Below are 5328 nucleotides of genomic sequence, written 5' to 3' on the forward strand. Positions count from 1 at the left end.
CCGAAATTCTTTCTTTGTAAAAAATTATAAATCAATTATTTAATAAGCCGGCTTTGCTATGAGCCGGCTTATTTTTTTATGAACAATAAATGTATTATAAAAAAAGCGCCAGATTCAAAACCTGGCGCTTTTAAACAGAAATGTTATTTTATTTTTTTAAATATTCATTGACATACTTGGCTGTTTCTCTTCCTGAAGCCAAAGCCCTTACAACAAGGCTTGCTCCTGAAGCAGCATCACCTGCAGCAAATACTTTCTCTACTGAAGTCTGGTGTTTATCGGAAACCGAAATATTCCCACGCCGGTCATAAGCAAGCCCCAGTTCATCAGCTAAGCCTAAATGAACAGGATGTAAAAATCCCATTGCCAACAAAGCCAATTCAGCTTTTATTACCTTGTTTGAACCAGGAACTTCGATCATGCCCATCCTGCCGGTTTGAGGGTCTTTAGTCCATTCCACTTCAACGACTTCAACGCCTGAAAGCTTACCATTTTCGGCAATGAACCGCTTGGTATTCAGGCTCCACTTACGGGTACAACCTTCTTCATGTGAAGAAGAAGTCTTTAGAATAAAAGGATAATATGGCCAGGGATTGTCAACAGTCCTCGACAGAGGAGGTTTCGGCATAATTTCAATCTGTGTAAGAGATTTTGCGCCCTGGCGGGTAGAAGTACCTATACAATCAGAACCGGTATCACCGCCACCAATGACCAATACGTTTTTATTCTTTGCAGAAATCAGACTTTCTTCAGGAATATGAACTCCCCGTAAAATTGCATTCTGCTGGCAAAGAAAATCAAGAGCAAAATGTACCCCTTCAATTTCCCTGCCTTCCACCTGAAGGTCGCGGGGTTCCATTGCTCCAATCGCCAGACAGACGGCATCATAAGAATCAAGTAATTCCTGTGCTGTAATATCCCTGCCAACGTATACATTGGTTTTAATTTCAAGCCCTTCAGCCTTTAATATATCAAGCCTTCGGTCGATAATATATTTGTTCAGTTTAAAATCAGGAATACCGTAACGAAGTAATCCCCCAACAGCATCCGACTTTTCAAACAAAGTCACCGTATGGCCTGCTTTATTAAGCTGATCGGCACAGGCCAGGCCTGAAGGCCCGGAACCAATGACAGCCACCTTTTTACCAGTTCTAAACTTGGGAGGATTAGGTTTGATAAAACCTTCAGCAAAAGCCCGCTCAATTACAGCAGCTTCATTTTCACGAATAGTAACCGACTCGTTGCTTAATGAAAGCACACAGGATTTTTCACATAAAGCAGGACAAATCCTGCCGGTAAATTCAGGAAAATTATTAGTACGCTGCAATACTTCTGCTGCAGCTTTCCAATTCCCTTTGTACACCAAATCCTGCCATTCGGGCATGACATTGCCCAACGGGCAAGCCCAATGGCAAAAAGGCACCCCGCATTCCATACAACGAGAGGCTTGTAATACACGGTCTTCAGTATCTAATGTTTGCTCAACCTCGGTGAAATCAAGTTTACGTTCATCGACCGGACGATTTCCTGCTTCTTTCCGGTGAATGGTCAAAAAACCTTTTGGATTTCCCATATAATTAATGACTATTTATATTCAATTAAAAATTAAAAACTTATGAACCCTGAAATAAAGTTAAAAATCAACCCTGCTTTATTCGTGGTTTACAATAGCTTCTTCGGAAGCCTCAAGTTGTTTCTGGATGGAAGCCAGTTTTTCTTCCTGCATCACCTTCTTATATTCATAAGGCATTACCTTAATGAACTGTGAAAGATAACTGTTCCAGTTTTCAAGAATACGCCATGCTTTATCACTCTTGGTATGATAAAAATGCTGAGTGATAAGGTCCTTCAGCTCTTTGATATCAGAGGGTTCTTCAACCAATGAAAGTTCAACCAATCCCATATTGCAGAAATAATCGAAATTTCCGGCTTCATTCAATACATAAGCAATTCCACCGCTCATACCGGCAGCAAAATTACGGCCTGTACGACCCAGAACAACCACACGGCCTCCGGTCATATATTCGCAACAGTGATCGCCGGCACCTTCAACAACAGCTTTCACACCGCTATTGCGGACACAAAAACGTTCACCGGCTACACCGGAAATATAAACCTCGCCGGAGGTTGCACCATAAAGAACTGTATTACCAATAATTATATTCTCATCAGGCTTGAAAGTAGATCCGACAGGAGGAACGACAATAATTTTACCCCCGGATAAACCTTTACCCAAATAGTCATTTGCATCGCCTTCCAACCTGAATGTTTCTCCTTTTACCAGGAAAGCACCAAAACTCTGTCCGGCTGAACCGATAAATTTGAAATTAATGGTGTCGTCAGGCAATCCATCAGCGCCATAACGTTTGGTGATTTCACCCGAAAGCATGGCTCCCACAGAACGGTCGGTATTTTTAATTTTATGAATTAACTGAACATTCTCTTTGCCTTCCAAGGCTGGCCTTGCAATTTCAATTAACTCCCTGTCGAGTACAGCATCAATCTTGTGATTTTGAGGAGTCGTAAAGCGGGTGTCATTAGTTTTTGACTCTTTGGGAACATATAAAACTTTTGACAGATCAAGTTTACGGGCTTTCCAATGTAAATCAAGATCAGGTTTCACGGATAATAAATCTGCCCGGCCGATCACATCATCAAGTTTAGTGTATCCCAGTTCTGCCAAATGTTCTCTGACTTCCTCAGCCAGGAATGTAAAGAAATTAACCAGATAATCGGCTTTACCTCTGAAGCGCTTGCGCAGTTCTTCATTTTGTGTAGCCACACCAACAGGACATGTATTCATGTGGCACTTACGCATCATCACACAACCCATAACGATGAGCGCAGAAGTTGCAAAACCAAATTCTTCGGCACCCAACAAAGCAGCAATAATAATGTCACGGCCTGTCTTGAGCTGGCCATCTGTTTGAAGCCTTACCTTACCCCTGAGGTTGTTTAATACTAATGTTTGTTGTACATCAGCAATACCCAGTTCGGTAGGCAGGCCGGCATATTTAACAGAGCTGGCAGGACTTGCCCCTGTGCCACCTTCAGCTCCACTAATTAAAATCATATCTGCAGATGCTTTTGCCACACCGGCAGCAATTGTTCCCACTCCAACCTCAGAAACCAGCTTAACACTGATTCTCGCTCTGGGATTGACATTCTTCAAATCAAAAATCAACTGGGCCAAATCCTCGATAGAATAAATATCGTGATGTGGAGGAGGAGAAATCAGTGTAATTCCGGGAGTTGAATAACGGGTTTTGGCAATGATCTTATCTACCTTGTGACCCGGTAACTGGCCTCCTTCACCCGGTTTAGCACCCTGGGCAATCTTGATTTGGATTTCATCAGCATTTACAAGATATTCGGTGGTAACGCCAAAACGGCCTGAAGCAACCTGCTTAATAGCACTACGGGTACTTGTACCATCGGGTAATGGGATATACCTTGCAGGATCTTCGCCACCTTCACCGGTATTGCTCTTACCGCCTATACGGTTCATCGCAATAGCCATAGCCTCGTGGGCCTCCTTGCTGATTGAGCCGTATGACATAGCACCGGTCACAAAACGTTTCATGATTTCTGAAGCAGGCTCAACTTTAGAAATATCAACAGGATTCTTTTTCAACTCGAAAAAGTCACGGATAAACATAGGACCGTTCTTCTTCTCGTCAATTAAATTAGAATATTCCTTGAATTTCTTATAATCGTTTGTCCGGGTTGACCATTGCAAAAGCGAAATAGTCTCCGGGTTCCAGGCGTGCCTTTCTCCGTTTTTACGGTATGCATAAATTCCTTTACTTTCAAGCAAAAACTCCTGATTGGTTTCTTCAAAAGCTTGTTGATGGGGAATCATAGCTTCGCGGGCAATTTCTTCCAGGCCAATACCGCCAATTCTGGAAGTTGTTCCGGTAAAGTACTTGTCCACCATTTTTTGATCCAGCCCAATAGCTTCGAATATCTGGGAAGCACGGTAACTGCGAAGAGTAGATATACCCATTTTGGACAGAATCTTCAAAAGTCCTTTCTGGATAGCTTTTATATAATTTTCCTGGGCTTTTTGATAATCAATCTGAATAGCTTTCTGTTTCACCAAATCGTCGAGGATAGCAAAAGCCATGTAAGGATTAACCATGCTGGCGCCAAATCCAAACAGCAAAGCAAAATGCATTACTTCCCGGGGTTCAGCCGTCTCAACAACAATATCAATCTGCATCCGTTTACGGTGATCAATCAGGTAATGATGTACAGCAGACACGGCAAGCAGAGAAGGTATTGGAGCTAAATCCTTATTAATGCCACGGTCTGAAAGAATAATATAATTCTTTCCGCTGTCCACAGCAGCTTCAGCTTGATGACAGATATCAGCAATTGCTTCCTTTAAACCTGCTTCACCCTTACTAACAGAAAACAGCATCGGAATGACTTCTGTGGAAAAACCTTTATATTTAAGGTTTTTAATAGTCTCAAACTGTTTATTGGTAATAACAGGATTTTTAGATTTAATCGTCTTACAATAATCCGGTTTCTGGTCAAGCAGATTTTGTTGCAGTGAACCAATAAATCCGGTAAGGGTCATAACCAATTCTTCACGGATAGGATCAATGGGAGGATTGGTGACCTGAGCAAAGAGCTGACGGAAATATGTAAACAGCCGTTGTGGAAATGTGGAAAGTACAGCCAATGGAGTATCATTTCCCATTGAACCGGTAGGTTCAACCCCGTTAATGGCCATATTTACAATATTAAACTGAACGTCTTCCTTGCTATATCCAAAAGTTTGAAGGTACTTATTATAATTTCCGCCCAAATCAACTGGAACATCATGGCCAATCATGATTTTCTCAATGTTCACCCTGTTCTCGCTTAACCATTTGGCATAAGGATTTCTCTGGGCCAGATCGGCTTTGATTTCCGGATCATACAAAACCCTACCCTCTTTGGTATCAACCATAAGAATTTTCCCTGGACGCAGACGGCCTTTTTCCTTGATCTGTTCAGCAGGGAAAGATTGCACGCCGATTTCGGAAGCCATAACGAACAAATCACCTTTGGTTATGACATAACGCGAAGGCCTCAGTCCGTTACGGTCAAGCAGTCCGCCTACATATCGTCCGTCGGAGAAAATAAGGGCTGCAGGGCCATCCCAGGGTTCCATAAAGGTGGAATGGTATTCGTAAAAAGCCTTTAAATCATCAGAGATAGGATTCTTATCGTTCCATGATTCGGGAACCAGCATGGATAAGGCATGTGGCAAAGGGATTCCGGCCAATACCAGGAATTCCAGAACATTGTCAAGCGAAGCCGAATCACTTTTTTCAG

2 protein-coding genes are annotated in these 5328 nt (G+C 42.3%); both read right to left on the bottom strand.

What is annotated here, in order from left to right; all coding sequences use genetic code 11:
• Positions 1–148: 148 nt before the first annotated feature.
• A complete protein-coding gene (locus tag Q8907_12260) occupies positions 149–1573 on the bottom strand; it encodes a glutamate synthase subunit beta (GenBank protein ID MDP4275044.1) in 1425 nt (474 codons plus the stop codon).
• Positions 1574–1651: 78 nt separating this feature from the next.
• Positions 1652–5328: glutamate synthase large subunit (gene gltB, locus Q8907_12265; GenBank protein ID MDP4275045.1), on the bottom strand; the 3677-nt coding region annotated here is incomplete at its 5' end.

Source organism: Bacteroidota bacterium, from assembly GCA_030706565.1.
Classification (GTDB): Bacteria; Bacteroidota; Bacteroidia; order Bacteroidales; family JAUZOH01; genus JAUZOH01.